At 40.7% G+C, this 25,976-nt stretch carries 31 protein-coding genes, 1 tRNA gene and 1 riboswitch; of the genes, 10 read left to right on the forward strand and 22 right to left on the reverse strand.

Going from position 1 to position 25,976, the window contains the following annotated elements; translation table 11 throughout:
* Positions 1-18: 18 nt before the first annotated feature.
* Together ACIFOD_RS02485 and ACIFOD_RS02490 are read right to left on the reverse strand one after the other, a co-directional pair.
* Positions 19-1,056, reverse strand: coding sequence for a ribonucleotide-diphosphate reductase subunit beta (locus tag ACIFOD_RS02485; RefSeq protein WP_430313424.1), 1,038 nt, complete (start codon positions 1,054-1,056; stop codon positions 19-21).
* A gap of 19 nt (positions 1,057-1,075) precedes the next feature.
* Complete coding sequence (locus ACIFOD_RS02490; protein ID WP_430313354.1) at positions 1,076-3,322, reverse strand: ribonucleoside-diphosphate reductase subunit alpha; 2,247 nt, start codon at positions 3,320-3,322, stop codon at positions 1,076-1,078.
* 148 nt (positions 3,323-3,470) lie between these two features.
* Positions 3,471-3,651, reverse strand: a riboswitch (cobalamin riboswitch).
* Between the two features lie 654 nt (positions 3,652-4,305).
* Between ACIFOD_RS02490 and ACIFOD_RS02495 the strand changes: the two genes are divergently transcribed.
* The gene (locus ACIFOD_RS02495) at positions 4,306-5,082 is read left to right on the forward strand and encodes a SurA N-terminal domain-containing protein (protein ID WP_397553796.1); all 777 of its coding nucleotides are present in this window, start codon (positions 4,306-4,308) and stop codon (positions 5,080-5,082) included.
* A 124-nt stretch (positions 5,083-5,206) separates the two neighbouring features.
* A complete protein-coding gene (locus ACIFOD_RS02500; protein WP_181778144.1) occupies positions 5,207-5,383 on the forward strand; it encodes a hypothetical protein in 177 nt (58 codons plus the stop codon).
* Positions 5,384-5,431: 48 nt separating this feature from the next.
* On the opposite strand, the gene gndA is transcribed toward ACIFOD_RS02500, so the two are convergent.
* Entirely contained in the window at positions 5,432-6,844 is a 1,413-nt protein-coding gene (gene gndA / locus ACIFOD_RS02505) for an NADP-dependent phosphogluconate dehydrogenase (protein ID WP_397553795.1), read from the reverse strand.
* 165 nt (positions 6,845-7,009) lie between these two features.
* Here gndA and ACIFOD_RS02510 point away from each other — a divergent pair, with 165 nt between their 5' ends.
* Positions 7,010-7,867 carry a MurR/RpiR family transcriptional regulator gene (locus tag ACIFOD_RS02510; protein WP_430313355.1) on the forward strand — a complete coding sequence of 286 codons (858 nt, stop codon included), beginning with the start codon at positions 7,010-7,012 and terminating at the stop codon, positions 7,865-7,867.
* A 46-nt stretch (positions 7,868-7,913) separates the two neighbouring features.
* Here the strand turns inward: ACIFOD_RS02510 and ACIFOD_RS02515 are convergent, their stop codons facing one another.
* From ACIFOD_RS02515 to ACIFOD_RS02530, 4 genes are all read right to left on the reverse strand, one after another.
* Positions 7,914-8,204: a nucleotide pyrophosphohydrolase gene (locus ACIFOD_RS02515; protein WP_430313356.1), complete on the reverse strand. Its 291-nt coding sequence runs from the start codon at positions 8,202-8,204 to the stop codon at positions 7,914-7,916.
* A 93-nt stretch (positions 8,205-8,297) separates the two neighbouring features.
* Positions 8,298-9,452 carry a thiolase family protein gene (locus tag ACIFOD_RS02520; RefSeq protein WP_430313357.1) on the reverse strand — a complete coding sequence of 385 codons (1,155 nt, stop codon included), beginning with the start codon at positions 9,450-9,452 and terminating at the stop codon, positions 8,298-8,300.
* Between the two features lie 14 nt (positions 9,453-9,466).
* Complete coding sequence (locus ACIFOD_RS02525; RefSeq protein ID WP_430313358.1) at positions 9,467-10,612, reverse strand: acyl-CoA dehydrogenase family protein; 1,146 nt, start codon at positions 10,610-10,612, stop codon at positions 9,467-9,469.
* Between the two features lie 114 nt (positions 10,613-10,726).
* Positions 10,727-11,494, reverse strand: a complete 768-nt coding sequence (locus ACIFOD_RS02530; RefSeq protein ID WP_430313359.1) for a 3-hydroxyacyl-CoA dehydrogenase — start codon at positions 11,492-11,494, stop codon at positions 10,727-10,729.
* Between the two features lie 183 nt (positions 11,495-11,677).
* Between ACIFOD_RS02530 and ACIFOD_RS02535 the strand changes: the two genes are divergently transcribed.
* Positions 11,678-11,803, forward strand: coding sequence for a hypothetical protein (locus ACIFOD_RS02535; RefSeq protein WP_258549658.1), 126 nt, complete (start codon positions 11,678-11,680; stop codon positions 11,801-11,803).
* Positions 11,804-11,964: 161 nt separating this feature from the next.
* On the opposite strand, the gene ACIFOD_RS02540 is transcribed toward ACIFOD_RS02535, so the two are convergent.
* Entirely contained in the window at positions 11,965-12,165 is a 201-nt protein-coding gene (locus tag ACIFOD_RS02540; RefSeq protein ID WP_034763533.1) for a cold-shock protein, read from the reverse strand.
* A 342-nt stretch (positions 12,166-12,507) separates the two neighbouring features.
* On the opposite strand from ACIFOD_RS02540, the gene ACIFOD_RS02545 reads away from it, so the two are divergent.
* Positions 12,508-12,681: a hypothetical protein gene (locus tag ACIFOD_RS02545; protein WP_181778143.1), complete on the forward strand. Its 174-nt coding sequence runs from the start codon at positions 12,508-12,510 to the stop codon at positions 12,679-12,681.
* Positions 12,682-12,860: 179 nt separating this feature from the next.
* On the opposite strand, the gene ACIFOD_RS02550 is transcribed toward ACIFOD_RS02545, so the two are convergent.
* A tRNA-Val gene (locus tag ACIFOD_RS02550) sits at positions 12,861-12,932 on the reverse strand.
* A gap of 150 nt (positions 12,933-13,082) precedes the next feature.
* On the opposite strand from ACIFOD_RS02550, the gene ACIFOD_RS02555 reads away from it, so the two are divergent.
* Positions 13,083-13,307, forward strand: a complete 225-nt coding sequence (locus ACIFOD_RS02555) for a hypothetical protein (protein WP_430313360.1) — start codon at positions 13,083-13,085, stop codon at positions 13,305-13,307.
* 58 nt (positions 13,308-13,365) lie between these two features.
* Here ACIFOD_RS02555 and ACIFOD_RS02560 read toward each other — a convergent pair whose 3' ends face one another.
* The 4 genes from ACIFOD_RS02560 to ACIFOD_RS02575 all read right to left on the reverse strand — a co-directional run bounded on the left by ACIFOD_RS02560 (position 13,366) and on the right by ACIFOD_RS02575 (position 17,872).
* Positions 13,366-15,351 carry a TRAP transporter permease gene (locus tag ACIFOD_RS02560; RefSeq protein WP_430313361.1) on the reverse strand — a complete coding sequence of 662 codons (1,986 nt, stop codon included), beginning with the start codon at positions 15,349-15,351 and terminating at the stop codon, positions 13,366-13,368.
* The gene (locus ACIFOD_RS02565; RefSeq protein ID WP_397553787.1) at positions 15,338-15,856 is read right to left on the reverse strand and encodes a DUF1850 domain-containing protein; all 519 of its coding nucleotides are present in this window, start codon (positions 15,854-15,856) and stop codon (positions 15,338-15,340) included. Before ACIFOD_RS02565 ends, ACIFOD_RS02560 begins: the two co-directional genes overlap by 14 nt.
* Positions 15,857-15,977: 121 nt before the next feature.
* Positions 15,978-16,970, reverse strand: a complete 993-nt coding sequence (locus ACIFOD_RS02570; protein ID WP_113969990.1) for a TAXI family TRAP transporter solute-binding subunit — start codon at positions 16,968-16,970, stop codon at positions 15,978-15,980.
* 320 nt (positions 16,971-17,290) lie between these two features.
* Positions 17,291-17,872: a phosphatidylglycerophosphatase A family protein gene (locus ACIFOD_RS02575; RefSeq protein ID WP_397553786.1), complete on the reverse strand. Its 582-nt coding sequence runs from the start codon at positions 17,870-17,872 to the stop codon at positions 17,291-17,293.
* Between the two features lie 124 nt (positions 17,873-17,996).
* Between ACIFOD_RS02575 and ACIFOD_RS02580 the strand changes: the two genes are divergently transcribed.
* The 4 genes from ACIFOD_RS02580 (at position 17,997) to ACIFOD_RS02595 (ending at position 20,642) form a co-directional block, all read left to right on the forward strand.
* On the forward strand, positions 17,997-18,722 hold the full coding sequence (locus ACIFOD_RS02580; RefSeq protein WP_430313362.1) for an alpha/beta hydrolase: 726 nt from the start codon (positions 17,997-17,999) through the stop codon (positions 18,720-18,722).
* A 170-nt stretch (positions 18,723-18,892) separates the two neighbouring features.
* A complete protein-coding gene (locus tag ACIFOD_RS02585) occupies positions 18,893-19,411 on the forward strand; it encodes a YjcG family protein (RefSeq protein ID WP_113969987.1) in 519 nt (172 codons plus the stop codon).
* Between the two features lie 3 nt (positions 19,412-19,414).
* Positions 19,415-19,837: a GNAT family N-acetyltransferase gene (locus ACIFOD_RS02590; protein WP_113969986.1), complete on the forward strand. Its 423-nt coding sequence runs from the start codon at positions 19,415-19,417 to the stop codon at positions 19,835-19,837.
* A gap of 130 nt (positions 19,838-19,967) precedes the next feature.
* Complete coding sequence (locus tag ACIFOD_RS02595; RefSeq protein ID WP_430313363.1) at positions 19,968-20,642, forward strand: DUF421 domain-containing protein; 675 nt, start codon at positions 19,968-19,970, stop codon at positions 20,640-20,642.
* On the opposite strand, the gene ACIFOD_RS02600 is transcribed toward ACIFOD_RS02595, so the two are convergent.
* The 9 genes from ACIFOD_RS02600 to ACIFOD_RS02640 form a co-directional block, all read right to left on the reverse strand.
* Positions 20,639-21,535: an MBL fold metallo-hydrolase gene (locus tag ACIFOD_RS02600; protein ID WP_430313364.1), complete on the reverse strand. Its 897-nt coding sequence runs from the start codon at positions 21,533-21,535 to the stop codon at positions 20,639-20,641. The two genes, ACIFOD_RS02595 and ACIFOD_RS02600, sit on opposite strands and share 4 nt — an antisense overlap.
* 116 nt (positions 21,536-21,651) lie before the next feature.
* Positions 21,652-21,930: a hypothetical protein gene (locus tag ACIFOD_RS02605; RefSeq protein ID WP_430313365.1), complete on the reverse strand. Its 279-nt coding sequence runs from the start codon at positions 21,928-21,930 to the stop codon at positions 21,652-21,654.
* Positions 21,931-22,158: 228 nt separating this feature from the next.
* Entirely contained in the window at positions 22,159-22,419 is a 261-nt protein-coding gene (locus ACIFOD_RS02610) for a stage VI sporulation protein F (RefSeq protein WP_113970022.1), read from the reverse strand.
* A 127-nt stretch (positions 22,420-22,546) separates the two neighbouring features.
* On the reverse strand, positions 22,547-22,663 hold the full coding sequence (locus tag ACIFOD_RS02615; RefSeq protein WP_082051146.1) for a YjcZ family sporulation protein: 117 nt from the start codon (positions 22,661-22,663) through the stop codon (positions 22,547-22,549).
* A 79-nt stretch (positions 22,664-22,742) separates the two neighbouring features.
* Positions 22,743-23,435 carry a DUF421 domain-containing protein gene (locus tag ACIFOD_RS02620; protein WP_430313366.1) on the reverse strand — a complete coding sequence of 231 codons (693 nt, stop codon included), beginning with the start codon at positions 23,433-23,435 and terminating at the stop codon, positions 22,743-22,745.
* Between the two features lie 15 nt (positions 23,436-23,450).
* Positions 23,451-23,807 carry a stage V sporulation protein AE gene (gene spoVAE / locus ACIFOD_RS02625; protein WP_113969981.1) on the reverse strand — a complete coding sequence of 119 codons (357 nt, stop codon included), beginning with the start codon at positions 23,805-23,807 and terminating at the stop codon, positions 23,451-23,453.
* Positions 23,808-23,825: 18 nt separating this feature from the next.
* A complete protein-coding gene (gene spoVAD, locus ACIFOD_RS02630) occupies positions 23,826-24,842 on the reverse strand; it encodes a stage V sporulation protein AD (RefSeq protein WP_430313367.1) in 1,017 nt (338 codons plus the stop codon).
* A complete protein-coding gene (spoVAC, locus tag ACIFOD_RS02635) occupies positions 24,842-25,312 on the reverse strand; it encodes a stage V sporulation protein AC (protein WP_430313368.1) in 471 nt (156 codons plus the stop codon). Before spoVAC ends, spoVAD begins: the two co-directional genes overlap by 1 nt.
* A 12-nt stretch (positions 25,313-25,324) precedes the next feature.
* On the reverse strand, positions 25,325-25,795 hold the full coding sequence (locus ACIFOD_RS02640; RefSeq protein WP_428973677.1) for a sporulation protein: 471 nt from the start codon (positions 25,793-25,795) through the stop codon (positions 25,325-25,327).
* Positions 25,796-25,976: the final 181 nt, after the last annotated feature.

Below are 25,976 nucleotides of genomic sequence, written 5' to 3' on the forward strand. Positions count from 1 at the left end.
GACTCGCTTTCTTTGTTTTTATAGTTCATCAAACCCATTAGCATCCGATGTCTTCGTATATTGCCTTGATTTCTGTTCAAAGAAATCAGTCTTCCCTCTATCCACTTCCTGATAGGCAATGATCCATTTTAGTGGGTTGGTCTTATATCCTTGAAATGGTTCTTCAAACCCCAGCTGTTTGGCTCTTTTATTCGCCATGAATTTAATATAATCTTCAAGGTCGCTCATTAGCAGCCCTTCAACGTGAGATCCGATGATATCTCTTCCCCACTCTATTTCCAGGAGAGCTGCCTGTTTGAAAGCATCTTGTCCAAATTCACGCAGCTCATCCGTTTGATAATCAGGATTCTCGTTAAGGACTTCTTTATATATTTTTTCAAATAAGCCGACATGCAGCTGTTCATCCCGATTGATATAATTAATCATCGTCGATGTCGCCACCATCTTTTGATTTCTGGCCAGATTATAGAAGAAGGCAAAACCGGAGTAAAAGAACAATCCTTCCAGAATGACATCATATATGATTGACTTTAATAGATTCTCAATGGTGGGGGATTCTACAAATCCTTTATATCCATTCGTTATAAATTCGTTCCGCTTCTTCAAGATTGGATCGTTCTTCCAGAAATCAAACACTTCATCCTGCTTCTTTTTGGACACGATGCTGGATAACACGTAACTGTACGAATGGTTATGGACGACCTCTTGCTGTGCCAAAATGATCATCAATGCATTCAGGCTGGAATCCGTGAGATAGTCTGCCACTTTACCGGCGTAATCGGTCTGCACACTATCAAGGAGAGCCAGTAAGCCGATGATTTTCAAAAAGGACTCCTGCTCCCTTGTTGAAAGAGTAGGGAACTGCTTGATATCCTTTGCCATGTTGATCTCAAAAGGCGTCCAGAAATTCCCCAGCATTCTCTTATACTTTGGATAGGCCCATGAGAACCTGACATCATCCCAGTTTAATATATTCGAGCTTTGTCCATTTACAATTCCGGTAGATTTATTTGGTGCCTCAGAATCTATTAAGATTCGCTGCTTTAATCCATTCACGTTATCATCTTCCTCCCTGCTAGCTATGGCAGCTTTCACATTCTTCAAAATTTGAAACAGATGTTGATCTCACATAGTAGGTCGTTTTCAATCCTGACTTCCATGCATCTAAATGAAGAGATAGTAACTCGATCGCCTTGATATCATTCCTCACATACAAGTTAAACGATATTCCTTGATCTATATGTCTCTGTCTCTTCTCATTTTGTTTAATACTCCAGTGCTGATCTACGTTATAAGCCGTTTTGTAATACCAGGTCGTCTTAGGTGATAAATCAGGTGCTGTAACGGGAATCTTATAGTCTTTCTTTTCTTCCGAGTACTCTAATCTGAATAAGGGATCTATACTGGCTGTAGAGCCGGCAATGATCGAAGTGGACGAATTGGGCGCAACGGCCATTAAATATCCGTTTCGGATTCCTTGTGAGGAAACACCATCCCTGAGTGCATCCCACCTCGGTCCGGAATACCCTTTCTTTGAAAAATATTCTCCAGTCGACCAGTCGGACCCGCTGTAATAGGGATAGGAGCCTTTTTCTTTCGCTAATTCATGACTGGCTTTGATCGTGTAATAAGCAACATCCTCGTATAGGGAATCACAATAATCAACTGCTTCATCGCTCTCCCATTTCAAACCTTTCAATGCAAGGAGGTGATGCCATCCAAAGGTTCCTAATCCAATCCCTCTATAGCGCCTGTTTGTCTGTTGGGCTTGCAGGACAGGAAGCTTATTAATATCTATGACATTATCAAGTAATCTCACTCCTATGGACACGACTCTTTCCAGCTCATCATCCATGATTGTTTTGGCTAAAGAAACAGATGCCAAATTACAGACGACATAATCTCCCGGAGATTTATAGGTAATGATTTTACCGTCCTTTATGACCTCTTCTTCCATGACGGTCGCACTCATATTCTGGGCGATTTCCGTACATAAATTACTACAGTAAATCATTCCCTTATGCCCATTGGCATTTAGCCGATTGACTGTATCGCGGTAAAACATATAGGGTGTCCCCGTTTCGAGCTGGGAAATCATGATCCGCTTGAAAATTTCAATCGCAGGAACTACTTCCCTGGAAAGATCGTGACATTCTACACACTCCCAATACTTATCCCTGAATGAACCTTCTCCATCACACTCATCATAGTAATCTTCCAGGGAATATCCCATGACCACCCTCACTTCATGAGGATCAAATAAGTACCAATCCCCTCTATCCTCCACTTGTTCCATGAATAAATCCGGTACACTTACTCCAGTGAAAAGGTCATGAGTACGCTGCCTTTCATCTCCATTATTTAATCGGGTATCAAGAAAAGGAAAAATATCCTTATGCCATACATCCAAATATACAGCGATCGCTCCTTGACGTTGACCTAATTGATCAACGGATACGGCTGTGTTATTTAATTGCTTCATCCATGGTATAACACCTGAACTTACTCCCTTGAAGCCTTTGATATTACTACCTCTGCTCCGGACCTTCCCCAGATAGATACCGAGGCCGCCACCGTTTTTACTTAGTGTGGAAACATCTGTATTACTGTCATAAATACTTCTTAAATCATCGGCTACCGTATCAATAAAACAGCTCGATAACTGACCATGGCTTTTGCCGGCGTTGGCAAACGTAGGGGTTGCAACCGTCATATACAAATTAGACAGGGCCCAGTAAGCTTCTTCAATAAGCGCCAGTCGCATATCACGGGGTTCGTTCATAAAGAGCGTCATGGCGATGATTAGCAATCGCTCCTGAGGCAATTCAAGGATTTCACCATCATGGGACTTAGTTAAATACCTCTCTGATAGTGTGACGATCCCTATGTACGTAAACAGATGGTCTTTAGATGAATCCATGACCCTCCCCAAAGAGTCAATTTCTTCCTTGCTATATGATTCCAATAGTGCGGGTGTATATAGTTTCCTATCAGTCAAGTCTTGAATTAATTCATAAAAGGAACTGTACAACACGCTTTCTTCCACTCTCCTTGAATAGGCGATTGTACGATAAAGTTTCATTAAATATAATTCTGCAGCCACATACGTCCAATCAGGTTCATGGGCAGAGATCCGTTCGACTGCCGTAAGTATCATGAAATGATAAAGCTTTTCTTTACTCCATTCAGATTGACCGTCTGCATACTTAAAAGTCTTTTCATCGAATTCTTTAAAATGAAGTTGTGGAAAGCGACTGTGGAGATTTGTAAGAATCGCTTTTGCGTCCCCTGAAATCCTTTGATCCTGTGATACGATTGACATCATCATTCCTCCCAATTTATACAGTGTGGGAAGGATTCAAAAAAAAGCCCATCCTTCTAGAAGGATGGGCTTTATGTACGAAAGATATATGAATAGACTAAAGTGCCTATTCCAATCCTCGCTTTATCCTCCCAATTCCCGAAGAAGATAACACGTGATAAACAAGGCAGGTCTCCTGACTCGTGCTTCACTCTACTCTAAGGCCTTCCCATCGTATATGACAGTGGCAGTTCCTTATTTCGTCAGCACTTACAGTTGCGGGGACAGTTCCGGATTCACACCGGATTCCCTTTTAAGTCCATTCAGACACCCTATTCACAGGTTATAATCAATATATAGTTACAATCATCAAAAAGAACACTAAATGTTGTGTTCTGTATCATCATAAACGATTAAAAATGAATTTACAAGTGAAACTATTGATTTTGTTTAGACGTTGAAATCTTTTAATAGTATCACTCTATTACACTCGTAAAGTCAAGAGTTGTAACAAGTTGAACAGAAGGAATAATCCTTCCTTTGAATTATGCTTATAACTATTATTTTCCATGAAAAGAATAGGAGAAGATTGAATACTACCTTCAAATGGACACTAGTCAGCCGACACCTGCCTACATGTTAGTTGAAGAAAATGTTACCACTCTCTATAATTCAAATAGAAGGTTGTTTGACAGTATTCTTTGGTCCCCAATATTTTTTATAGGCTGTTTAAATGGAGGAAAGCACTCGATTTAAACAGCCTCTTTTTTTAGCTACCAAGTGAAAACCTTCTTACATTTTCATTTCTGCCCGGCAGTTGATAGTCGAATGTAATCGTATACATTCTAGTGAAAGAGGGACCATATTAGTAATTCACTGTATTTCAACCTCATTACAATCTATACTTTTTAGCTTAAATACTTTCTTTTTACGGGTTTTTCCTTTAAAATGCGCATTAAGTGATTTTTTTGGAAATCACACCTTACTTCTGAAAGGGGTCTATTATGAAAAAATTATTAACGACTTTACTAGTAGCATTATTAGCGATTGGACTAGCCGCTTGCGGTTCGAACGAGGAGAGCCAAAAACAAGCTGACGATAAAGCGAAAACAGAAGAAAAAAGCGATGGAAAGGCTCAAGAAGAGCAAGCGAAGCAAATGGAAGAAATGCAAAAGAAAATGGATAAACAGAAGGTTGAAAAAGATAAGATCGTTGCCATTGTAAATGACGAAAAAATAAAAGGTGAAGATTTCAATAACGTATTGACTCAATCACAAATGCAGTATCAACAGATGGGGCAAGACCCAACAAGTAAAGATGCAGCAAAGAAAATAAAAGAACAAACGATTGATAGCCTGGTTGGACAAACACTCCTTATGCAGCAGGCCGATGAAAAAGGCTACAAAGCATCAGAGGATGAAATCAATAAACAACTGGAAGAAGTTAAAAAGCAGTACGGTGATGAAAAGAAGTTTGAAGACGCAATGAAGAAAGCCGGATTCACGATGGACGAGTTAAAAACGCAAATCGCCGAAAACATCAAATACACTAACTACGTTGAAAAAGAAATCAAAGTAGAAGAAGTCTCTGAAGATGAAATGAAGAAATTTTACGATCAGTACGCAAGTCAGCAAGGTCAGGGTGAATCAAAGGATGCACCAAAATTTGAAGAAGTGAAACCTCAGATCAAGACTCAATTAGAACAACAGAAAAAACAAGAAAAACTTGTTCAGCATGTAGAAGATTTAAAGAAAAATGCTAAAGTTGATGTAAAAATCTAATGCACCATGAAAGAAAGCCACCTATCTGTGTAGGTGGCTTTCTTATAATCTATTCCCCGATGTTTTTCTCTGCCCACGAAGGGTATGGTACAACAACGACTCAGTAAGGAAGGGTGAAAAGATAATGACGAAAAGAGCCAATGACAATCCAGAGCAGATCAATAAAGATCATGACGGCATTCTCGATCAGCATGAAAGTGAGCAAAATGTGGATCCAATTCCCCTCGATGACTTAAAAAAAGAGCAGCGGGACGAGAAAAATAAGCATCATACGAAAGATGACTCATCAAGCAAAGAATAATGCGTTAATCAAAAGCCCTGTGGGATTCCCACAGGGCTTTCTTTCTTCTTATTTAGATAACCAGTCCGTATGGAATGTTCCTTCTTTATCCACACGCTGATACGTATGAGCTCCAAAATAATCACGTTGGGCTTGAAGAAGGTTGGCAGGCAGTGACTCAGAGCGATAGCTGTCATAATAGGCCAAAGCACTCGCAAGACCCGGTACAGGGATACCTAATTTGATGGCTGTAGCCACCACTTCTCTCGCTTCCTCCTGATAGTTTTCAACGATTTCCTTGAAATATGGATCAAGAAGTAAATTCGTTAATCCCGGTTCACGATCATACGCTTTCTTGATATCTTCCAGGAAGCCTGCACGAATGATGCATCCACCTCTGAAGATCATGGAAATCTCGCCGGGCTTCAAGTTCCAGTTATACTCGTCCGAAGCAGATTGAAGCTGGGCGAAACCCTGTGCATATGAGCAAATCTTGCTTAGATATAGCGCTTTACGAATCATTTCGATAAACTCTTCTTTGTTACCGGAGAACTCCTTATTTCTTGGTCCTCTTAAGATTTTACTTGCCTTCACTCTTTCTTCCTTCATGGCAGAGATGAAACGGGCAAACACAGATTCAGTAATGATCGATAATGGTACACCTAATTCCAGTGCAGAAATACTTGTCCATTTCCCTGTTCCTTTCTGCCCTGCTGTATCCAGGATTACGTCAACAAGGGGCTTTCCTGTTTCTTCATCCACCTTTGTGAAAATATCCGCCGTGATTTCAATCAGGTAGCTGTCAAGCTCCCCCGCGTTCCATTCTTTGAATATCTCATGCAGCTCTGTTGCGCTTAAACCCAATACATTTTTCATAAGATAATACGCTTCACAGATAAGCTGCATATCACTGTATTCAATCCCATTGTGGACCATTTTCACATAATGTCCTGATCCATCCGGACCGATATATGTACTGCACGCATCGCCTTTTACCTTGGCCGCAATCGCTGTCAGGAAAGGCTCGACTAAATCGTATGCTTCCTTCTGACCGCTCGGCATGATAGCAGGACCGTATAAAGCACCTTCTTCTCCGCCCGAAACACCTGCACCGATGAAGTTGATTCCTTTTTCACCAAGTTCCTTATTGCGGCGAATCGTATCTTCAAAGTATGTGTTTCCTCCATCAATCAGAATATCTCCCTGATCTAAATGTGGAAGCAATGATTCAATCGCTTTATCGGTAATATTACCGGCTGGGACCATAATCAATATTTTTCGTGGTGTTTCTAATGACTGCACGAACTCTTTTACATCGTGAGTACCCACCATTTTCTTGTCGGGATGCTCCTCAAGAACTTCTCTTACCTTTTCATCAGACACATCATAGATGGAAACGGAGTAGCCTCTGCTTTCGAAATTTAAAGCCAGACTCTTCCCCATCACTCCGACACCGGCAACACCTATTTGTTGTTTTGTCATATATTTATCAATCCTTTCACTTCGAGTAATCATATTTCCACCGTATTTATTATAATATGAAAATAATTTTCCGTGGTGGATTTTTATGAAATAATATTTTTTTATTTCATGAAGTAGGTTAAAATTATTTTCATAAAGATTTCGCTTAGAGGAGGTTTCCCCTGCATGAAAGAAGAAAAAGTACAGCATTGTTTACCTCGTATCCGTTCTCATTACTCTCAATTCAGTGAAAAAGAAAAGATGATTGCAGATTTTATTATTTCTAATCCAGAAAAAATTATCCACTCTACCATTAGTGGTGTAGCAGAAGAATTGAACGTTGCAGATGCTACAGTCTTCCGATTCTGTAAACGATTGGGCTTTAAAGGCTACCAGGCCATGAAGATTTCTCTTGCATCCGACCTGGTGACCCCTATCGAAGATATTCATGAAACAATCAATGAAGGGGACTCTGAAGGTGTTATTGCCCAAAAAGTGTTCCGGTCCAATATCAGGACGTTAGAGGATTCTTTAAGCATGCTGAACGAAGAAATGTTTACGAAAGCTATTCAAGGGATGATAAGTGCCGGAAGAATAGAATTTTACGGTACGGGTGGATCGGGGTTTGTTGCCATGGATGCTCACCATAAGTTCCTCAGAACCGGCATGACCACTACCGCGTACAACGATCCTCATATGCAGCTGATCTCCGCTTCCCAATTGACCGATAGAGATGTGATTGTCTTTATCTCTCATTCAGGATCGAACAAAGATCTATTGGAAGTGTTGGACGTAGCCAAGAAAAATCGGGTAACGACCATTGCCATTACTCACTTGGCCAAATCCCCTCTGAGCAACGGGGTCGACATTCCTCTTTTTACGGTATCTCAAGAAACCGAATATCGATCTGAAGCACTTGCTTCAAGAATCAGTCAGCTTAGTATTGTCGATGCCCTGTACGTCAACACCATGATGAAAAGAAAAGATCTATCCAAAGCTTCCCTGCAGAAAATGCGTGACGCGATTTCCATTAAGAAAATATAGTAAGAAATAAAGGGACGGACCTTTACTTAAGGTCCGTCCCTCATCATTACTTCGGATACTTCAGGGCATTCTTTTCAAGCTTCTTATACACTTCTTCTTCTAAGTCGATATCCATTTTATCAGCCAGCTGGACTAAATAAATCAGGACATCAGCCATTTCTTCTTTAATATTTTGATTGGTCGCTTCCACTGCTTCCCGGCTAGTTTTCCATTGGAAATTTTCCAGGAGTTCATTTGCCTCTAATGAAATGGAAATGGCCAGATCCTTTTCATTGTGATTGGCATCCCAGTTTCGTTCATCCCTGAATTCAATGATTTTTTCATACAGTTGTTTCATCTTGTCTCTCCCATTTGCCTATCATCTTACCACTTCTTTACTATACCACGGGTGGCACAAAGATTGAGACAGGAAAAACCGACTTTCTTGTGCTTAAGCATCCAGTCTTTCAATGATTGTTGCATTTGCCATCCCATGGCCTTCACACATCGTTTGAAGGCCGTATCTTCCTCCAGAACGCTCCAGCTCATGCATCATGCTTACCATGATGCGTGCCCCGCTGGCGCCTAATGGATGCCCCAGGGCAATCGCCCCCCCGTTTGGATTCAGTCTGGAAGGGTCGGCTCCTATCTCTTTTAACCAGGCAAGGGCAACAGGTGCGAATGCTTCATTCACTTCGAAAATATCAATTTCCGACAATGACAATCCTGCTTTCTCCAGGACTTTCTTCGTTGCAGGTATAGGTCCGGTTAACATGAGGGTAGGATCAGACCCGACCACCACGCGGGTATGAACCTTGAATTTTGCCTTCAACCCTAATTCTTCAGCCTTCTCACGAGTCATTAAAAGAAGTGCGGCAGCCCCATCACTAATTTGACTTGCATTACCTGCATGAATGATCCCATCTTCTTTAAATGCAGGTTTTAAATTTGAAAGCACATCCATCGACGTTTCCTTTCTTGGTCCTTCGTCTTTAGAAAACGGAAATACAGTTCCATCCGGAAGGTTAACCGTCACCTCATAAATTTCCCGGTCGAAATAACCAGCCTCTTGAGCTTTTAACGCCTTTTGATGACTGGAATACGCGAACTGATCAAGATCTTCACGACTTAATCCGTACTCTTCAGCAATCCGTTCTGCAGATAAACCCTGGTGGATGATTTCGTGTTGACCCCTAAGCTTTTCACTAAATGGAGCACCCTGATAGTTTGAACCGATTGGCGTTCTTGACATATTCTCCACCCCGCCAGCGATCACGATATCCATGTCGCCGGAAAGAATGGCTTGTGACGCAAAGTGGACAGCCTGCTGGCTCGAGCCGCATTGTCGGTCGATTGTCGTACCAGGTACTTCGATTGGAAAACCGGCAATCAATGCAGCCACCCTGGCAATATCACCAGCCTGCTCACCTGATTGAGTAACACAGCCTAATATGACATCATCGATAAGCCCAGGGTCAATCCCGGCTCTCTCCACTAACCCTTTCAGCACTTCCCCTGCTAAATCATCTGGCCTCATATCTTTCAACGAACCCTTTCGTCTGCCAACCGCAGATCGTATTCCTTCAACGATAACAACCTCTCTCATCCTGCTCTTCCTTTCTATAATCCAAGATTCTTCGCTATGATCACTTTCATGATCTCATTTGTCCCTGCATATATACTGGCAACAGGAATATCCCTGTATCTTCTCGCAATTTGATACTCTTCCATGTAGCCGTATCCACCATGAAGCTGCATGCATTCAGTGGCGATTTGCCTTGCCATTTCAGTCAATTTATATTTGGCCATGGAAACCTTCGTCACGACATCTTTCCCATCTATATGTTCGGCGATCAAACCATCGAGGAATACCCTGCCCATCTCAATATCCGTCGCCATTTCCGCCATCTTAAATTGTGTATTCTGAAATTCACCAATCGCCCTTCCGAACGCTTGACGGCTTTTCACATAATCCATCGTAAGAGAAAACATTTCTTCTGAAGCAGTCTGAGCAGCAATCGCCACGATAAGACGTTCTTGCTGGAGCTTATTCATCAGATATTGAAATCCTTTGCCCTCTTCACCAATCAAATTATCTTTCGGCACCTTGCAATCCTCAAAGATCAGCTCGGCTGTATCCTGACAGTGCAAACCAACTTTATCAAGCTTCCTTCCCCTGGAGAATCCGGGTGCATCCCTTTCGATGGCCAACAAACTGATCCCTTTGTGAGGCGGGCTGATGGTCGTATCTGTTTTACATGCAACAATCACTAAATCACCTTGAATCCCATTTGTGATGAAGGTCTTTTGACCATTCACAACATAGTGGTCCCCCTCAAGCTTAGCCGTCGTTTTAATCCCGGCTAAATCAGATCCTGTACCAGGCTCCGTCATGGCAATGGCCGTAATCATTTTTCCACTCGTGCATGCGGGAAGCCACTTTTTTTTCTGTTCCTCACTTCCATACTCCGATATATAAGGGACTACAATGTCACTGTGCAATCCTATCCCGATTAAACCAGAGCCTACCCGTTCCAATTCTTCATTGATAATCACGGAAAATCCCCAATCCACCCCGCTCCCACCGTACACTTCGTCAAGATCCGGACAAAGAAACCCCTGCTCTCCCATCTTCGTCCAAAAGGCCCTTGGAACCATCCTGTTTTTCTCCCATTCATCATAAAAAGGATAAGCCTCTTTTTGTAAAAATTTCCGAAGTGCCTGCCTGAATATGCTATGATCCTCCGTTAAATAATGATGTTTCATACGTACTCACCCTCCTAACAAAGTGTTGTATTTTTATTAAGCGCTTTCATTTTACGGATAATGAATGAACATGCATTCATTTATTGAGCAAACACTTTCATAAGCTTCAACCACTTACTTAGGTTGCATTCTAATCGCACCGTCTAGCCGGATCGTTTCACCGTTCAGCATTGGATTCTCGAGTATACTCTTCACTAATTGAGCATATTCAGATGGATGACCGAGCCTTGGTGGAAAGGGTACCATCTTCCCAAGTGAATTTCTTGCTTCTTCAGGAAGTGTGTCAAACATCGGGGTATGAAATAATCCCGGAGCAATGGTCATGACTCTTATACCATCCCTTGCAAGCTCCCTGGCAATCGGAAGAGTCATCCCGACCACTCCACCTTTAGATGCACTATAAGCAGCCTGACCGATCTGCCCATCAAATGCAGCAACAGAAGCAGTATTGACGATGACCCCTCTTTCTCCGTGGTCATTTGGTGTATTACCCATCATCTTTTCTGCAGCCAAGCGTATCACATTGAACGTACCAATTAAGTTAATCTCAATTACCTTGGAAAATCGATCGAGAGAGTGAATCCCATTTCTTCCTACCACTTTCCCTGGTGGAGCAATCCCTGCACAATTCACTACTGTATTAAAACCGCCAAAAGCCTGTATCGATCCCTCCAAGGCTTCTAACACCTGATTTTCCTTTGTAACGTCTGTTTTATAAAAGCCAATGGAATCTCCATACTCCTCTTTCAAGGAAGCTGCTCTCTCTTCATTGAGATCCAATATAAACGCCTTACCGCCTTCATCAATAATCCTTCTTACTGTAGCTTCACCCAGCCCGGATGCACCACCTGTCACTACGGCGACTATTTCTTTCATTTTCACGATAAAGTCCTCCACTCATGTAAAGCATATATGTTAATTTTAGCGTTGTATGGAGAAAAAAGATACAATATTTTTATAATTCTGTCTACTCAAAATTCCCTTCCCTTACTTACCAAGGATAACGAAGCATCACTTGTTAAGAATATGAATGTAAGAATCATTTACAAACAGGAGGAAACAAAGATGACAAATAAAAATGATAATCGTGAACGAAAAAACAAATACCCAAACAACAAAAAAAGCGATACTGAATTCTCGAAAGAACTCAATATTCGCAGTGAAGTGACGAAGAAAGATTTAGGAAAATAAATTATACACTATGTGAAGGTTCCTTTTTATAGCGACCGTTTCAATTCGGATATATTGGAAAGACGCCCATTAATTTTCTCATTTATCCCCGGTTACTTAAATATCTCCATAAAAAAAAACAGACTCACGAATGAGTCTGTTTTTGGAGTTGTAAAGTTAGATTATGCTTTACGTACGTTAGCTGCTTGTGGTCCACGAGCACCTTGTTCAACGTCGAAAGATACTTCTTGACCTTCGTCAAGAGATTTGAAACCTTCACCTTGGATCGCTGAGAAGTGTACGAATACGTCGTCTCCACCTTCTACTTCGATGAATCCGAAACCTTTTTCTGCGTTAAACCATTTTACTTTACCATTTTCCATGTTTGTTGCCTCCTAAAGTGCTTTACACACAATGTATTACTATTCTTGCGATATCAGGTGAAAAATCAAATCTTGTTCTTCCCTCGTATACCGGACAAAAATAATTCTTCTATAGAATAACAGGAATAAAACAAATAAGCAAGTTCTTCAAGGAGAAGTTTTGAAAGTCAGACCTCTGACAAAACCTAACCCCCAACAAATGGTCTCTTGATATGACTAATGATTATTACCTTAACGCCCGTTAAAGCGCTACCATTATATTTATCAAGATTTATCACTAATGGGACTCTAAAATGAAGGGTAAACTGTGGTATAATGAGAGAATATGAAAGGGAGTGCCCAATGAAATCCACAAAAAATCGTTTTAGTAATGGCGCAATGGTTACGATAAAGGAAACTGGCGAAACAGTGACAGTATTGAAATGGCAATACGTAAAAAATATGAAGCGATTCTCATATATCGTAAAAGAACATCCTGGCACATTTTATTTTGAGGAAGAATTAGAAGTCAACTAAAAAGAAGTGATCATATATAATATGATCTTGGCAAGGACTCTTACGTGAATTCCCATAGAGTCCTTTTTACTTTTAATGGCAAGACGGCGCTGACCGTTTAGAATAATTTATAAAGATTGATCTACATAAAAAGAAGAAAGCCTGCATCTTTTAAATAAGATGCAGGCTTTCTTTATGTATGACCTGTGAGGGATTCGAACCCACGACCCCTTCCCTGTCAAGGAAGTGCTCTCCCACTGAGCTAACAAGTCGCAATGGGGAAGGTATATATTAAATTATAATCATGATGAGAAAAAAGTCAATCATTTTTTGTTCTATACATTCCCCATCTGGGAATTCATGCATAAAAGAACATTCGTTCGCATATACTGTGGGTACACTTCCAGGAGAGGAGCTCACAAATGAATACGGTATTACAGCGCTCATTCATGGACCAACGCACCATTGAAATCATCTATATGAATCCTGAGTCCATATGTACGAAAAGAAAAATCATCGTAAAAAAAATCGACGGGGATATTATTCTCGCCTATTGCTTATTACGAAAAGAGTTCCGCAGATTCAGACTAAATGATATTTTGGCCGCCTATCCTCTTCTTCCTGATAAGGAACGAACCATATCCTAGTTGGAAACTAAAACACGTGAGGCCGACCTGATAAAGGGTCAGCCTCACGCATTTTTGTTTATGCTGTTGCTTTTTTGGGTGTTTTGTCTTCTCTTTTAATGAAGAATTGTAACGCGAGCATAATAGCAAATAATACTAAACCAATGATGTCTGTGCTTCCCTCCGGGTAGATCAGCAATAAACCGGCAGCAACACAAAGGAATCGTTCAATCACAAACACTCTTCTGTACCAATACCCGATCATCCCTGCCCCTATGGCCATCATTCCGGTTATTGCCGTAAAGACAACCCATAATAGTCTCGGAATGGTTGTATCAATCATCAGCAACTCAGGAGACAGGACGAACATATACGGAATAATAAAGGCGGCAATCGCTAATTTAGCAGAATTGACCCCTGTCCGTATCGGCTCTCCCCCCGACACCCCGGCGGCGGCAAATGCTGCAAGAGCCACCGGTGGCGTAATGTCTGCAATGATACCAAAGTAAAAGACAAATAAGTGAGCCGCTAACTCAGGTGCACCTAACAGGATGATCGCAGGTGCCGCGATTGTGGACGTAATTACATAGTTGGCCGTTGTAGGTGATCCCATCCCTAATACAATCGATGCTATCATCGTAAATACCAGGGTCAGGATTAATTTACCTTCTGATGAATTTGTTAGATCGGCAGCAAGGTCAACTAAACCATTCGCAAGCGTCAGCCCTAATCCCGTTTTCGTCACTACGCCGACAATCATCCCGGCAGCCGCAGTTGCTACAGCTACGGAAAGCGCAGTACGTGCACCGTCTACGAGTGCGTCGACAGCATCTTTAAAGCCAATCCTTGTCTCTTTTCGAATCGCGCTAATCACGATCGTAGCAACAATTGACCAAAGGGCTGCACGCATAACACTCATACCGCTGACTAATAAAATAATGACCGTAAGAATCGGCATTAATAAGTAAATTTTCTTTAAAACTTCTTTGCGATTAGGCATTTCTTCTTCTGAAAGACCGCGAAGACCGATTCGCTTCGCTTCAAAATGAGTCATAATCCAAATTCCTGTAAAATACAAAAGAGCTGGAATGGTGGCAGCCTTTGCGATATCCCAGTAAGAGATTCCACCTATGAATTCAACCATTAAGAATGCTGCAGCTCCCATGATTGGCGGCATTAACTGACCACCCGTTGAGGCTGCTGCCTCTACTCCACCTGCAAACTCTTTACGATAGCCGAGCTTTTTCATCATTGGAATCGTAAAGGAACCAGATGTTACAACGTTCGCAACGGAACTCCCGCTGATCGTTCCTTGCAGGGCACTCGAGAAAATTGCAACCTTAGCAGGACCACCAGTGCGTTTACCAGCAATGGCCACAGCTAAATCATTGAAATATTGCCCTACGCCTGTTTTAACGAGGAATGCCCCGAATAATAAGAATAGGAAGATGAAGGTTGCTGAAACATATAGTGGTGTTCCAAGAATCCCTTCACTTGTAAAGAACATCGTCTTAACAATATCGTCCCAATCATATCCCCTGTGTGCAAGGAACCCAGGCATCAATCGACCATAATACATATAGAGAATGAAAGCAGAGGCGATAATCGTAATGGGTAAACCGACTGCACGACGGGTTGCCTCCAATACTAAGATCATCGCAGCAAAACCAACATAAAAATCAAGTGATGTCATGATGCCGACTCTGCTCACAATATCATCTTGCATAATCGGCCAGTATGCACCTATTCCTACAGATATGACAGAGAGGATGACGTCATACCATGCCACTTTATCTTTTCGCAGATTCTTTTTCCTGGCAGGAAACAGAAGAAAGACAAGTGACAAAGCAAACCCTAAATGAATGGATAACAATAATTGTCTAGGGATAAATTGAAAGATTGATGCGACTAATTGAAATAATGAAAATGCTAATAGACCATAGAAGATCACCCATTTAAACAGTCCATGGTGCAGCTTTCTCGTTGATGATTCAGGATCATATTTTTCTAATAATTCTTGTTGTTGTTCAGAGGTTAATGATTCGAATTCTTTATCTTTTCCCAACAACGGTCACTCCTTTCCACTGATCATATAGTGTTTGTTTCTTTAAATGCATCCGAACGACAGACCCTTTATCGAAATAGTCAGCTAAAGGATAGTCTTTACCATCCAATACGAGACGATGATTGGCTACCACTTGTCCGATGCGAATATCAATGTATGGAAACACTTTATTCATATTTGAAATCAAGTATTTTCCTTCTTCTGTCATCTCGAAGGTTTCATTTCCTTCTGCATTTGCAGGCATACCAATTGCAGTATCCTCATAAAGCAGCTTTGTTTGTTGAATTTGATTTGTAGATTGGCGATAAAACTCTTCTACTTCTGAGAGATGAATAGAATGAGTGTAACGAACCGAAAATGTATGATCTTCAGGAAGTGCGAAAAGGACTGGATCACCCTCAGTACTCCTCGGTTCAATTACCAGATATGTTTGAAAGGGAATAAAGATGATGTATAAAAGAACAAGAATAATGAGAGTTGTTCCTATGAATGAAATTTTCTTCATAACAAAGTCCCCACCATTCCATTTATTACTGCTGTACTTACCATTTTTTTTAGCCTATACCAAAACAAAAGAATAGACCGTTTTACGCGGCCTATCCCTTCGTCCATCTGATGGTGTGGATCTATTCCATTGAAACGCCTTTTTCATCAAAGTATTTCTTCGCACCAGGATGTAATTCAATCCCCATACCCTTTAGTCCATCTTCAGCCTTGATTAACTCACCTTTGGCATGAGTGATTGCATCTGTATTTTCAAAAATGGCTTTTGTAACATCATAGATTACATCTTCGGAAATATCAGCATTTGTTACTAACATTGCACGAACCGCAACAGTTGTAACTGCCTCATCGACTTTACTATACGTGCCTGAAGGAATTTCATCTTCAGAGTAGTATGGATATTTCTCGATCAGCTCACTGATTTTACCGGATTCAACCGGTACGATTGTGATATCTTGCGTTGCAGCCAATCCTTCAACCGCTCCTGTAGGAGTACCTGAAGTAATGAACGCCGCATCGATTGTACCATCCTGGATACCAGTAGTTGAATCATCGAATGATAGATTACGTGCTTCTAAATCCTCTAACGTAATTCCGTGAACCTCAAGGATTTGTTTCGCGTTCAGTAAAGTTCCAGATCCGGCTTCACCGACAGAAACAACTTTACCTTTCAGATCTTCAACGGACTTGATACCAGAATCCTTTGTTGTAACGATTTGAATCGTTTCAGGATATAGAGTGGCAATTCCTCTTGCGTTTTCTACTTTATTATCGCTGAACATTTCAGTTCCTTCCGATGCATAAGATGCGATATCGGTTTGTGTAAAAGCGATTTCAGTTTTACCATCTTTAATGGCCGCCATATTTTCAGCAGATGCCCCTGAAGTAGAAGCCGATGATTTGATTCCTGTTTCATCTTGAATGATCTTAGCGAATGTTCCGCCTAACGGGTAATATGTACCCCCTGTTCCACCTGTAGCAATCCCAATGAAGTCAACCTCTTTGTTACCTTCACCCTCAGATGATCCTCCACCTGATCCTCCGCCACATGCAGCAAGAATGACAGATAGAACTAGAAGTAGTGCAGTACCTAGAAATAAACTGCGTTTTTTCATATTCTAATTCCCCCTATATAATTTTATACTTTAACGAAATAATTGTAACACAGTCTGTAACAATCTTGTCAAATCAAATACATAAAATTTTAACAATTTTTATAAAAAACCCATTCTACAGCCATTACACTCTTAATGAAATCTATAGTACGGCTTGTTCTTGCCATGTCAATTATCTTACAAATGTATATTGAATGTATAAAGCGTTCAAATTTCTCCCCTCCATTTTCTACCCCAACGCATGTTTGTCTGTCCACAGTAAAAAGGACTGGAGAGGAATTATTCCTCTCCAGTCCTTCTGTTATATATCAGGAAGTAATCTAGCCTATTAATTCCTCATCCTCGAATTTCATCTTATCTTCTTCTGAAATATTTTCTTCACGGTCCCGTAGGCTATGTGCAATTCTCGAAGAAGCATTTGCCGCAATACTTGCCACGATATCATCTAAAAAGGTATGTACACCCTTCCCGTTCTTTGTATCCAGGTCACGGATGATACCGATTTTATTCTTATCAAGATGACCAAAAGTGGTAACAGCAATACTCCCATATCCTAATGCTGCACCTAGAGCAATGGTCTCGTCTACTCCAAACAACCCTTCATCTGATTCTACAATGGATTGAAGTGGTTCGGAAAGCTTCTTCTCTTCAGCAAGCTGATCCAGTTCTACCCCTACAAGTATCGCATGCTGAATCTCTCTTTTTAATAATACTTTCTTCACACTGTCGATACAATCTTCCATATTTAACTCATGATTATATGGATACTGCATTTCATAGACGATTTCAGCAATATCTTCTATAGATACTCCTCTATCTTTCAGCCTCTGTAGTGCAGCTTTCGTTACATCCCTTGAATGTACAGGTTTATTCAATGTAATACCCCTTTCTGAACAGTACATTAACTCACCTGAATTATACCATTCTTTTGAATTTTCGTATTGCAATCCGCTTTAGAGAATTATCGAAGAGAATATGATACAATCTTTCTGTAAACGTTAACACTTATTATAGGAGGATATCGTCATGACAACCGCAAGAGGAACTGTAACCGAATTAAACCTCTTTAGTAAAGAACTAAATGAAGAGATTAAGATGCTCGTATATTTGCCAGCTACTTTTTCTCCCCTCTATAAATATTCACTACTGATCACCCAGGATGGTAAGGACTATTTCCAGCTTGGAAGAATCCCTCGTCTGGCTGATGAACTTCTCGGAAATAAGGAAATAGAAAACATGATTATCGTGGGAGTCCCATATAAAGATGTTGAAGACCGGAGAAGAAAATACCATCCACACGGTGAAGAAAATGATGCTTACATTCGCTTTTTAGCACATGAATTGGTCCCGTATCTGGACGAGCATTACCCAACTTATCATATGGGAATGGGACGTGCCCTCGTTGGTGATTCATTAGGAGCGACTGTCTCATTGATGACTGCATTAAAATACCCAAATACCTTTGGCAAGGTTCTCCTGCAGTCACCTTTCGTCAACGAGAAAGTGTTGGAAGCCGTAGAAAACTTCTCACAACCTCCATTGTTAAGCATTTACCATATCATTGGTAAACAGGAAACAGAGGTGAAAACGACGGACGGCAAAGTAAAAGACTTCTTAAAGCCAAACCGTAAGCTCCACGAGACATTCGATCAAAAAGGATTCTCTTCCTTTTACGATGAATTCGACGGAGATCATACGTGGAAACATTGGCAACCCGATTTGAGACGTGCTTTGAAGATGATGTTTAACTAAACCCCGACCAGGCAAGGGACCACCCTTGCCTCTCTTTAAATGAATGCAGGGAGCTGCAGGTATCACTTGATAAAAGGAGAACCTATCCGTTCGCCCTATATTAAATTTTTGAAAAATTTGCTATACTATACATAATACAAAGATAGTTATATAGAGGAGGATTGAAGAAAATGAATTATGGTATAGTCATTTTCCCATCGAAAAAACTGCAAGATATCGCAAACTCTTATAGGAAACGTTATGATCCTCATTATGCATTGGTTCCACCACACTTGACATTAAAGAATGTCTTTAGTGCAGATGATGATCAAATCAAGGATATAGCTGATAAATTAAATGTTATTTCAAAGAAATACGATCCCTTCAATTTAAAAGTGTACAAAGTAAGTTCTTTTCAGCCTGTGAACAATGTAATCTATTTCAAGGTGAACTCCACTCCTGAACTGCAAGGGTTACACGATGACATGCATAATCAAAACTTCATGGGTGACGAACCTGAATTCGCATTCGTTCCTCACATTACTGTCGCTCAAAAGCTTTCGAATGATGAGCACTCGGATATTTTTGGATCCCTTCGTATGCTGGGAATCGATCATGAAGAAACCATTGACCGATTCCACTTGTTGTATCAATTGGAAAACGGCTCTTGGACAGTTTACGAAACCTTCCGTTTAGGAAAGGAAGAGTAAGAGTTGAAGGTCGAAGTTGCAAAAACAGAAGATCAGATCCAAGAGGTATTCAACATAAGAAAGACAGTGTTTGTGGAAGAACAAAAGGTTCCTCTTGAAGAAGAAATCGATGAATTCGAAAACGATTCCACTCACTTTGTCCTTTACGACCAAACACACGCTGTAGGTGCAGGCCGTTTCCGAATTCTAGATGGACTTGGGAAAGTTGAAAGAATATGCGTCTTAGAATCCGTCAGGGGAAAAGGAGCTGGGCGTGAAATCATGCTTGCCATTGAAAAATATGCGAAGCAGGAGCACTTATCCCAATTAAAATTAAATGCCCAAACATATGCCATCCCTTTTTATGAAGGCTTAGGTTATAAAGTTACATCTGATGAATTCCTGGACGCAGGAATCCCTCATAAAACAATGAAGAAGGATATCTAAAAGGAACAAGCAATGAAGCTGATCAGCTTCATTGCTTGTTCCTTTTTTGCTTTATCAATTCCCATATAAAGAAGTATATTACAATATCAACTCGTCGATAATGGGGAAGTGTATGGGAAGGGGGATCCTTATGGGAATCACATCGATTGCCATCGAGTTAATCGTAGGATATTTTGCTTTATTGATCCTTACAAAAATTCTTGGTAAAACTCAAATCACTCAAATATCTGCCTTTGACTTCATTTCAGCATTAATTCTTGGTGAACTTGTAGGAAACTCCCTCTATGATGGAAAGACCACTGTGCTTCCGATTCTTGCTGCCATTTTTATCTGGGGGAGTTTGATCTTTTTTACAGAGTATTTCACCCAGAAATCCCGACGGTTTCGTCATATGCTGGAGGGTACGCCTGCCTTGATCATCAATAAAGGGAAGATCAGCTTCCATGAGCTGAAGAAAAATCACTTAGATCTGAATCAACTGCAGCATCTACTTCGTGCTAAAGATATTTTCTCAGTAAGGGAATGTGAATATGCCCTTTTGGAGTCTGACGGTACGCTGAGTGTCATTCGAAAACCGCTTTATGAAATCGTACAGCGCCAAGACCTTAATATACCGGCAAAAAATGCTTCCCTCCCACTTTCTTTAATTGTGGATGGAGAAATCGTTTACGATAATTTAAAGCTGGCCGAACAAAGGGAGGATTGGCTTTTAAGCGAAATAAAAAAACAAGGCTTCCTCTCCTCCAAGGACGTTTTGTATGCTGAATGGGAAGAAGGAGAAAGCCTTTTAGTACAAGGTTATTAATGAGGCTTAATGATAAGTTCATTGTTTCTAATTGTGAATGATAGGAGTTTCTTTCGTTCGAGACTGGTAAGGTATGCGGTTACCGATGTTCTGAACAAAAGCCACTGTCCAACATTTGATACAGTTATTTTATGTACATTCAAATACTCTTTTATGATCTTTTCAAAAGTAAAGCCTACTTCACTATCATTTACAAGTGTTAGAAGAGATTTCATACGTTCTTCATGAAGATCGATATTCTCGTGAACCGTATTAACAAAGTTTTCTTCATAATCCCCGTGTCCCGGAATCGCTCCTTTGCATGGAATGTGAAGGAGTTTTTCTAATGAATCCAGCGTTTGATCCGCATCAATGATAAACGGAATGACATGCTTTTCCAACGTATCCCTTCCAAAATAACTGTCCGCTGCATATAAAACATCTTCAATAAGCAACCCCACCTGACCATATGAATGACCCGGTAAGTCAATTGCTTCAAAAGTGAAAGGACCAATGCTATTTACACCAATCTTTAACTCATCATCAATGACCACTGATTGTCCTTCAAGAAACTTATTTCTCAAATCATTAATGGGATTAGCCCCATTAAATAGATAAATCGGTTCCAGGATTGAATTCTCCATGATCGCTTTTTCAAGTTTTGGAGCAACCAATGGAGTCCCATGTTTTTTCTTCAGGAAGTGAGCTCCTCCAAAATGATCGGCGTGGGCGTGGGTGATGACACAAAAATCCAATGGCAGTCCTTCATTGGATAAAATTTTGATCACTTTCTTCATGGAAGAATCATCCAAACCACTGTCAATCAGAAGACCCTTTCCTTCTTTGATGCAGTAGCCAATGGTAACACTCCCGGTAAATGCATAGCAATGCTCGGCAAGGTTTTGTAGTTTCAAGTGATTACCTCCAAATATGTCAGGGGCCCGATATGGGCAGTTAATGTAAAAAATGCCATCAGGAATGCTCCTTTTGGGATTTTTTAAAGTGCCTAAAAAACGCCCCTCAAAATTCTCTATACATATTCGTTAAAGTGCTTTCCTTTTCCTGTTAGCTGGGCTAATAATGTTGTTGGGATGGAAGGTTTAGAGAGTGATTCGTATGAAGTTTTGCGTTGTTTTGATTGAAGTACATGATAGGACGATTCTGCTTCTTCAGTATGTCCTTGAGTTTTATTTTTCATGGGTTTTACAGGTTGTACGGGGAGAAAGGTAAACGGATGTTTTTCAACTTTTAATTCTCGTTCCTGATACTGTTTATACTGATGATGAGGAATTGGAGCAATGTATCCCATTTTCATTACCTCCTTGGTAGTAGTTACCCATATAGGGTGGTACATTAAACTTTTTATAGGCTTTATCGATTCTAGGGTCTGTACAGATATTGTTGAAATATGTATCATGCCTGGATGAATAATCTGACCAGTCCTACACCTTGGTCAAAAAATAAATAGGAGAATTAACATAAAATACGTGTTGGCACGCACCTTTATGTCCATTCTCCTTCATTTTATTTATAACTTTTATTTCTTCCCCTTGTTTAACATATTGGAGATGGTTCCAAAGTCTAATTGCTTCCCATCGTTCACAATCGACTGCACAATCTTATTTTCCATTTCCTTGTTTACGGGTTTATTGGCAATTTTAGATACGCGCTTAATGACGCTTCTAACGGTTGCTTCATCTTTGAAGTTTGCGTTTTGTAATGAGTTCGCAAGCTCTAACACTTCGTTCATGTTTACGCCTGTCTTCTTCTCTAAATTCTTAAAAAAGTTATTATTCATTTCCTTCACGCCTCCTTTGAACTATAAGCATCATATGTTAAAAACCCAGGAGCGTGATTATGAATTTCCCAAATAAAACAAAAAGACAAAATCTCTCAAATGAGGATTCTGCCTTTTGTACCCCTTTCTAACAGAAGCTAGCTCCAACGATAATCAAGAGAATGAAAAGCACAACAATCAATACAAATGTTGAGCCATAACCGCCGCCGCCATATCCACAGCCACCGTATCCATATCCATACATATAATTTCACCTCTCTTTTACCTTTAGTCTCTTATAACATATGTATAGAGAGAACAATACGTATGGGCTTTTGGAGAATTTATTGTGTGTTTGTCCAATTGTACAGGTCGAAGGTCAGGTTTCCTTCGCAGTCCAGTTGGGCAAGGAAAATGGATTCAACTTGCAATTGTCTTTTGGCTAGCTCTTTTTGTAACCAGGGCAGGGGAAATCCTACTTCTTGCAGGGCCGCTTCATCTATTTCCCCATCTGAAATGACTGCCTGTGGGGGGGTGGACTTTTGTGAGATTTTATATACATCTTCTCGAACAAGCGGTCTTTTTTCTCTTTTGAGCAAGACACTTAGATCTCCGTTGGTATCCAGTGACGCGAATTCCACATCTGCAGCTCTGAACACGTCCTTCTTTCTCAATTGTTCCAGCAGTTCATCAACGGAATACTTTTCTTTCTTTAAAGCCTTCTCATCAATATTTCCATCCTTTATGAAAACAGTCGGTTTCCCCTCAGCAAATCGCCTGAATCGAACGCTCTTAAGAGAAAGAAAGGAGAAAATGAGCGGAAAGGTAAACCATAAAAAGATGCTCATCAGCCCTTCAATTAAAGGAAGACCCAGGTCCATTGATAGTGTCCCTGCAATGCTCCCAACCGTGATTCCTGTAATGTACTCAAAAAAAGACAATTTAGATAACTGCTTCTTCCCAAGTAACTTGGTTATGGCAAATAAGGAAAGTAAGATAAATATACTGCGTAACGCCACCTCTAAATATTCAGGCATCGATTTTCACCTCTATCATCCTTTTGGTTTGAAAAGGAGTGCCCCAATGAAACCGAATATGATTGCCGATGAGATCCCTGAGCTTGTCACTTCAAACATCCCGGTCAGGACTCCCACTATACCATGTTCCTGTGATTCCTGCATGGCTCCATTGACCAGGGCGTTACCGAAACTTGTTATGGGAATGGTTGCTCCTGCACCGGCAAAATCAATGAGAGGTTCATACAATCCAAATCCTGAAAAAACCGCCCCTGCCACCACTAGTAAGCTTAGTGTGTGGGCTGGAGTTAATTTAGCAACATCAAACAGTAATTGACCAATCACACAAATGATCCCGCCTACTGTAAAGGCCCAAAAAAACATCGCTAACACTTCGTTTCCTCCTTTCCTTTACATATATTCAATGGAAACCGCATGAGCAATACAGGGTATTGTTTCTCCTTGCTGAAATGTCAATGGTGATAACAAGGCTCCCGTCGCCACAACTAAAATGCGTTTATATGTCCCTTTTTTCATTTCATTTAATAGGTGACCGTACAGGACTGTAGCTGAACAGCCTGGACCACTTGCTCCGGATTGGACCGGCTGATTTTCTCCATAAATCAGTAATCCACAATCTTTAAATTGATGATCCGAGAAGTTGTATCCTTTTTCTTTCAGCATTTCAACAGCTGTCCGCCTGCCGATCTTAGCCAGATCACCTGTGATGATCAAATCGTAGTAAGAAGGATCTCTCCCCAAATCTTGAAAATGACCTGCAATCGTATCAGCAGCAGCCGGTGCCATGGCTCCTCCCATGTTAAAAGGATCTTTTAATCCCATATCCATCACCTTGCCGATGGTTGCAGAGGTAACTCTCGGTGCAGGGGCTGTAACAGACTTTCCTTCTCCAATTACTGCGAAACCAGCACCTGTTACAGTCCACTGAGCTGTTGGAGGCTTTTGACCGCCATATTCAGTCGGGTAGCGGAATTGTCTCTCAGTTGCAGAGTTATGGCTGGATGCCCCTGTCACTACATGCTGAGCCCCATGATAATTAACCAAGAATGCAGATAACGCCAACCCCTCCATCGACGTCGAGCATGCTCCGAATAATCCGAAGTATGGGATTCCATTGGTCCTGGCAGCAAAGCTTGATGGGGTAATTTGATTAATTAGATCCCCCGTAAGGAAAAACTGTACATCGCTTTTTTGGAGAGACTGTTTTTCCAACGCAATTTGAACCGCATCTTCAATGAGAGTTCGATTGGCTTTTTCATATGTGTCCTGTCCCATCCACAGGTCATCGTAAAACTGATCAAAGTCCGAAGCTAAGTTCCCTTTTTTTTCAAATGGACCGCCAACGACACCGGTAGACAGGATGGCCGGATGTGTAGGAAAGACCCATGACCTTGAACCCTGAAGCATTAAATCACCCCCAATTGAATTAAGATTGTCTTGATTAATGCTACGACAAAGGCCGAGAAAACTCCGAATACAATGACCGAACCTGCAAGCTTGAATATATTGCCGCCGACACCCAAGACATACCCTTCCGTTTTATGTTCGATGGCTGCTGATATAACTGAGTTTCCGAACCCGGTGACAGGGACAGCACTACCCGCCCCTGCGAATTGACCGATATGATCATACACGCCAAAGCCCGTCAGAAGCATTGATATAAATACCATAGTGGCAACAGTTGGATTCCCTGCCGTCTGTTCAGTGAAATTAAAGAAATAAATAAATATATACGTAATGACCTGACCGACTAAGCAGAAGAATCCACCCACAAAGAAAGCCTTCAGTACATTTTTGAGTAGAGGTCTCTTTGTTTCGTATTGTTTTTCCAACTGTACGTATTTTTTCTGTTCGGGCGTTTTTGGTGATTTCCCCACAAAACATTCCTCCTACGTCTTTTCCTTTTGAAGCTTCACAATATCCTGGAACTTCTTTTCCGCATCTTTCTTTGGAATCGAACCTTTCTTAAGCTTTTCCTTTAAGCGGATGGTTTCTAGAAATATCTTGTAATCACTGGACAATATAAAGTCTTCATCCGGATATTTATCTTCTAAATAACGATCCATCTTTTTTTCGATTTTCTTCATATGAAATCTTTGCAGGTGCTTCACTTTATATACCACGAGCGTTTCTTCTTTTCCTTGAATGACCGCTACGTCATATAGCTCTTTCATTTTCGAAATTTCTCTCTTAATGGCATGTCCATAGCTGTCTGTTTCAGGATTGTCCACTAACTCAATGGGCGGCGGATCGGTTTTCTTCATAAGCGCAATCTTGCTGTCGTTTCCATCTTGCTTATTGGCGCAGCCTATTAAGACAAGTATCGTAAGTGGAACGATGATGATTCGTTTTTTGTTCATGACATATCCCTCTTTTATTTGTACTCATGTTTTATTTTTTTCTTAAAGTGAGATTTTATGAAAAAAAAAGACTGCCCATTTTGAGCAGCCTAACTTTTCTTCACTTTTGATCCACAACCGCACCCTTTTTTCTTAATGGGGGAATTTATTGGTTTCTTGCTATTTGTAGAAGTATTCTTCA

This window comes from Rossellomorea sp. NRS-1567, from assembly GCF_050467885.1.
Classification (GTDB): domain Bacteria; phylum Bacillota; class Bacilli; order Bacillales; family Bacillaceae_B; genus Rossellomorea; species Rossellomorea aquimaris_C.